The organism is Endozoicomonas ascidiicola (assembly GCF_001646945.1).
Taxonomy (GTDB): Bacteria; Pseudomonadota; Gammaproteobacteria; order Pseudomonadales; family Endozoicomonadaceae; genus Endozoicomonas; species Endozoicomonas ascidiicola.
Map to the genome: position 1 here is coordinate 762700 of NZ_LUTV01000003.1, position 5049 is coordinate 767748.

Sequence of the window (5049 nt, forward strand, 5' to 3'; positions counted from 1 at the left end):
TTGGTGTCTTTTATCCTGTATTGCGTTGACTAATCTGGGAATTAGCCCACTGTGGGTTGCCGTCTCTCTTAACAGCAAAGCTCCGAAATCAGAGGACAGTTCTCCACCGTTAAAATCAGCTCGCACTGTTTTACCGTTCACAGGGTGAMAACAAAGGGTTTCTTGTGTATGTTTGGCCATGGCAGGTTCCGGTTTGCTTCTTCCGAAGCTTTCTTTTTGTCGACCCAATCATATCAAGTGATTGGGCGGAACCTGCTTGGTTTTATGAAATATCCGGGCTAGGAGACTAATCACTTCTAAGCGCTTTGGTGGGTGAAATAGGTGTGGGTAACCTGAAAACCACTAGATAAGTAGAGATAATAAAGGTCAGTATGGCTGCTCCTTCGATCACCAGGGCGGCATCCTGGTGAATCTGCCCCACATTTAATGCCCCATAGGCCAGAAGCAGTGAAAACTCACTGCTCTGCCCAAGTCGCCAGCCCATTTCCCGGGCATTGCCTGAGCTCTCGCTAGACAAGTGTTTCAACAAATATTTGAACAACAGTGGCTTTGTGATCAAGACAATCAATCCACAACAGCCAATGGCCCAGAGTAGTCGGCTTGGTAATACAGGGTCAAACGCCGCACCCACAGAAAAAAAGAACAGTATCAGAAAAAACTCACGCAACGGTTTCAGCCCTTCGGCAATGACCAAAGAAATAGGCGAAGTGGCGATGCTAACACCAGCGATAAATGCACCAATCTCATGGGATAAACCGACCATATGTGCCAGTTGTGCCGCCGTCAGACACCAGCCAAGAGACACCAGAAAAATATACTCGGAGATAATGTCGAAACAAGACATCAGAGAGATAAGAACATATCGAACAAAGCACCAGGCGACTAACGCAAACAGTAGCGTTTTCAGAGGAAGCAGAAGCACCTGAATATGTGCGGCTTCGCCATTACTGTATAAAATTAGAATGGTAATGATGGCCAGAATATCCTCAAACAGTAGGATGCTGACAATCACTTCCCCCACCCGTTGATGGTGCAGGGTTGTGGTTGGGATGAGTTTCAGGCTCAGCACGGTGCTGGAGAAGGAGAGTGCAACGCCGGCAATGATCGCATCCATGGTTGAGAACTGGAATAACCAGACCATGGATACCCATATCAGGCAGCTGGTTATACTGAGGCACAACAACGTGACCAGTGCCGTTTGTTTCAGCTGTTTCAGGAGGTTTTTAGGATGAAGATGCAATCCCAGAAGAAACATCAATAAAATAATGCCCATGGTTGAGATGGCGTCAATATGACCGTTATTGCTGATCCATTGGAACCCGTAGGGGCCGGCAATAATTCCCAAGCATATGTAAGCAAGGATAATAGGCTGCTTCAGCCAGACAAACAGTGTGCCCAGTATTGAGGCGCCACCAAAGATGATCGCCATCTCCAGAACCAGATTGTCAAAGGATCCATGCACTGTCGATAAACCGTTTAATAAACGTCATTGGTCTCTCAGAATAGACGGTGATTGCCCGATAATTGAGTTAAATGTCACAATGTCTGAAATGAAAGAATGAACCTGATGATGAACATGCGCAGCATACTGAGAAGTTCACTTTCTATCACGCCACTGGTTTGCGGGTTATTGGTAATGGGATTGCTTTTTAAATCATGGATTGCCTGGCTGGCTCTGATTATTGTGTACCTCACGTCTACACAGCCCGTTTCATCGTTTTTGATCCGAAGCCTTGAGCGTTATCCTGTATTTGAACCTGCCGCACATACGACATCGGATGCTCAGGCGATCGTTATTCTCGGTGGTGGGTTACCCAGGCCAAGCCCGGAGACGCAGGGATTTCGTCCCTCAACGTTCACTCTTGAACGTTTGCGATACGGTGCCTGGTTGCAAAAGCAGACCGATTTACCGGTCTTGGTCAGTGGCGGTGGTTTTCGACCGGAAGCGGAGATCATGGCTCACAGCCTGAATGAGGAATTTGGCATTCCTGTCACTTGGCAGGAAGATCAGAGTATCAACACCTGGGAAAATGCTTTTTACTCTCGGGAAGTGCTGCCAGAAACAATCACCCGTGTGATAGTAGTGACCCATGGCTGGCATATGCCAAGGGCGGTTTACAGTTATGAGCGGGCAGGGTTTGACGTGATTCCCGCGCCGGGCATGCTGACCGAAAAAGCCGACAGCGGCTTCAAACTTCGCCGGTGGATCCCCAGTGCGAGGCATCTAATGGACAGTGAGAAAGCGGTGCGGGAATATATTGGGTATTGTTGGTATCGGCTGGCTTACTGAGAAGCCAGCCCGGAAACCAGGCCGAATACCAGTCATAGGTAGGATCAGTTTGGCTTGATCTTGTCGTAGGTTTTATAGAGCACAGCTTCTTCTTTGGCGATACGCTTACTCAGGGCTGTAAGAATGTTTTTGCAATCGGACTGGAAGTTAGCAGCAGTGTTTTCACCCGACTCGTAAAGACTGAAAAAGGCCATCACATCGGCAGAGATTTTATCCATATCCAGCGCGTAATCGGTCAGGGTTGACCTTAGGCTGTCATCCTTTTCCGCCGCTTCCCGCAGAACAGGGTATAAATGTTGGTCTTCTTTATTTAGATGCGCCAGAAGCAGTTTTTTTGCGGAAAATAGAAGGTCTTTTGCCTGCGGGTTTTCTACCCCGATCGCACTGGCTTGAACCAGTAAGTCACTGATTTGTAAATGCTCATTCTTGAATTCTTGAATTAATTGAGACATGGCGGTCCACTCCTTGAACGTGTTTAATCAATACCAAGCTTAGCTGGAAAAATCTTGGCGCTTCATTTGTTTCTATCGGCGATGAGGTGGTAAATTCAGCACTTTCCATAGAAAGTACTTTCCTCCGATGTCCACTCACTGCCTGATTCTTCCCGCCAGCCATCTGGATATACAGAAAACACTGGAGTCACTGGCACAGCAGTTGTGTATTGATTTTCATCCCGATAACGCCCCTATACCTGACGGTGTGATTGTGGTTTCTGAACATTCTGGTGCCCTGTCTGTTGCTCGTTCAGGCAATAAAGACAAGCCCATACTGGTGGATTTTGTCGGCGGTAAGGCGGGTCATCGGCGCAAGTTTGGTGGTGGCAAAGGCCAGGATATCGCCAAAGCCGTCGGACTGAATAAGGGGGCTACCCCTTCTGTTCTGGACGCTACGGGCGGGCTGGGACGGGATGGGTTTGTGTTAGCAACGTTGGGTTGCAACGTCACCCTATTGGAGCGCTCTCCCATTGTGGCGGCGCTGCTTGAAGATGGTTTACGTCGAGGGCTGGCAGATAATGAGATCAGTGATATTGCGAAAAGAATGTCACTGATGAAACACAATGCCATTGACTGGATGACGTCAACGGATCAGCGATACGATGTTGTCTATCTGGATCCAATGTTTCCCCATCGGGAAAAATCCGCACTGGTCAAAAAAGAGATGCGCTTATTTCAGGATCTTCTTGGCGAGGATCTGGACGCGGATCAATTGTTGCAGCCCGCACTGGTAATTGCTCGCTATCGTGTTGTGGTGAAAAGACCAAAGTTGGCTCCGGATTTGAATGGCCAAGTACCGACTTATCGCCTCGAAGGTAAATCCTGTCGCTATGATATTTATGCCTTGAAAGCCTTCGGATCTGAATAACAGTTGATAAGTAAAAAAGCCCTTTACTTAAACTTAACTTTAAGTATTAGACTGAGTTTATTGCTTTATAACAAGGATAAATAAACTCAGGAGGCTACAAATGATTCATTTAGAACACGTTAACCTAGTGGTCAGTCATCTGGAAAAATCTCTGGAATTTTATCAGGCCGCTTTCCCCCATTGGCGAATACGGGGTGGTGGAGAAGGTGAATGGTATGGCAGGCCAAGAAAGTGGGTTCATCTGGGCGATGACTACCAATATATTGCGATAAGCGACCATGGTCAGGTAAAATCCCGAGACCTCAAGGGAAGCCAGCCAGGTCTGGCCCATTTTGCCTATGTGACGGACAATATTGATCGTTTAGTGAAGAGAATGCTGGATGCCGGTTTTGAAGAGACTGACAGTGGTGGCGATGAGGAACATCGAAAAAACCGCTACTTTTTGGATCCGGATGGTATTGAAGTGGAGTTTGTTGAGTACCTGACTGACGATACCAATCAGCGCAATGTCTATTCTTGATATGATGAATAACATGGTTTTGAATAACAAAGGACGCCAATGCGTCCTTTGTTAATTTTTTTACTTCTTAATGTTTCTGTAGGGAACATCAATAATCGCAGGCTTTCCTGTAATTGGGTTTTCACCACTCCAGAATTCGATGCTGTTAAAAATAACAACATCGGATAAACCTGCAATAGGGTATACAACCAACCACGCTGGAACATAAATGGCAGCACGGCCATATTTGTTATCAGTTAGCTTAAGGTTTAAGTCAGTGACCTTTTGGGAAACGCCCATGGAACCCATGCAGCCGGATAATTGAGCTGCAATAATCACTGCAGATACAGCTTTAATTACATTCTTGATCATGCAATAGACAACGCTGATATATTAAAAAGTCAGAGGATTATAGGTTTAAGAAATCCTGACACAATATCGTAATTACTGTGCTTGGTATTTGTAATTACACGTCTATTTGTTTGTATTTAATCGTATCAAATCAGTGTTTATTCTCTAGTACTCCATCCACCGTCAAATGATAGACTGAATTTTGTATTATCCTGACAGCTCCACTGCAACAAAAGATGGAGCCGTCATGAACGTTAAATACCATGTTCGTTTAAGTGATGATGAACGCTCAATGCTTGAGGCTTTAATCAAACAAGAAAAACCAATAATTGCGCAACACAAAAAACGCCACGCACAAATTTTGCTCGCYATCGATGAAAATCRCTCGCCGCTTACCCATGAGCAGGCAGCTAAAGCCTTCAACGTGAAACCGCTCACTATCTGTCGTCTTCGTCAACGCCTTGCTGAGGAAGGATTAGAGGTTGCGATCAATAGCAAGCACAGTCGTCATGGAGGAAAACGGAAAATGGATGGTGAGTTAGAGGCT

At 46.1% G+C, this 5049-nt stretch carries 8 protein-coding genes; 4 read left to right on the forward strand and 4 right to left on the reverse strand.

What is annotated here, in order from left to right; translation table 11 throughout:
• Both AKL11_RS10775 and AKL11_RS10780 read right to left on the reverse strand, forming a co-directional pair.
• Window positions 1-180 (reverse strand): transposase (locus AKL11_RS10775; protein ID WP_172807271.1); only part of this gene is annotated, 180 nt, incomplete at its 3' end.
• A gap of 106 nt (window positions 181-286) precedes the next feature.
• On the reverse strand, window positions 287-1462 hold the full coding sequence (locus AKL11_RS10780; RefSeq protein ID WP_253705188.1) for a cation:proton antiporter: 1176 nt from the start codon (window positions 1460-1462) through the stop codon (window positions 287-289).
• A 114-nt stretch (window positions 1463-1576) separates the two neighbouring features.
• Here AKL11_RS10780 and AKL11_RS10785 point away from each other — a divergent pair, with 114 nt between their 5' ends.
• Window positions 1577-2290: a YdcF family protein gene (locus AKL11_RS10785; RefSeq protein ID WP_157673506.1), complete on the forward strand. Its 714-nt coding sequence runs from the start codon at window positions 1577-1579 to the stop codon at window positions 2288-2290.
• Window positions 2291-2334: 44 nt separating this feature from the next.
• Here AKL11_RS10785 and AKL11_RS10790 read toward each other — a convergent pair whose 3' ends face one another.
• Window positions 2335-2742: a hemerythrin domain-containing protein gene (locus tag AKL11_RS10790; protein WP_067517208.1), complete on the reverse strand. Its 408-nt coding sequence runs from the start codon at window positions 2740-2742 to the stop codon at window positions 2335-2337.
• A 127-nt stretch (window positions 2743-2869) separates the two neighbouring features.
• On the opposite strand from AKL11_RS10790, the gene AKL11_RS10795 reads away from it, so the two are divergent.
• Both AKL11_RS10795 and AKL11_RS10800 read left to right on the forward strand, forming a co-directional pair.
• Window positions 2870-3652 (forward strand): class I SAM-dependent methyltransferase, encoded by a 783-nt coding sequence (locus tag AKL11_RS10795; RefSeq protein ID WP_067517210.1) that lies wholly within the window; start codon window positions 2870-2872, stop codon window positions 3650-3652.
• 100 nt (window positions 3653-3752) lie between these two features.
• Window positions 3753-4172: a VOC family protein gene (locus tag AKL11_RS10800; RefSeq protein ID WP_067517212.1), complete on the forward strand. Its 420-nt coding sequence runs from the start codon at window positions 3753-3755 to the stop codon at window positions 4170-4172.
• A 60-nt stretch (window positions 4173-4232) separates the two neighbouring features.
• Here the strand turns inward: AKL11_RS10800 and AKL11_RS10805 are convergent, their stop codons facing one another.
• Window positions 4233-4523: a DUF3332 family protein gene (locus AKL11_RS10805; RefSeq protein WP_067517215.1), complete on the reverse strand. Its 291-nt coding sequence runs from the start codon at window positions 4521-4523 to the stop codon at window positions 4233-4235.
• A gap of 226 nt (window positions 4524-4749) precedes the next feature.
• On the opposite strand from AKL11_RS10805, the gene AKL11_RS10810 reads away from it, so the two are divergent.
• Window positions 4750-5049, forward strand: a 300-nt coding sequence (locus tag AKL11_RS10810) for a helix-turn-helix domain-containing protein (protein ID WP_157673511.1), incomplete at its 3' end; no start/stop codon positions are given.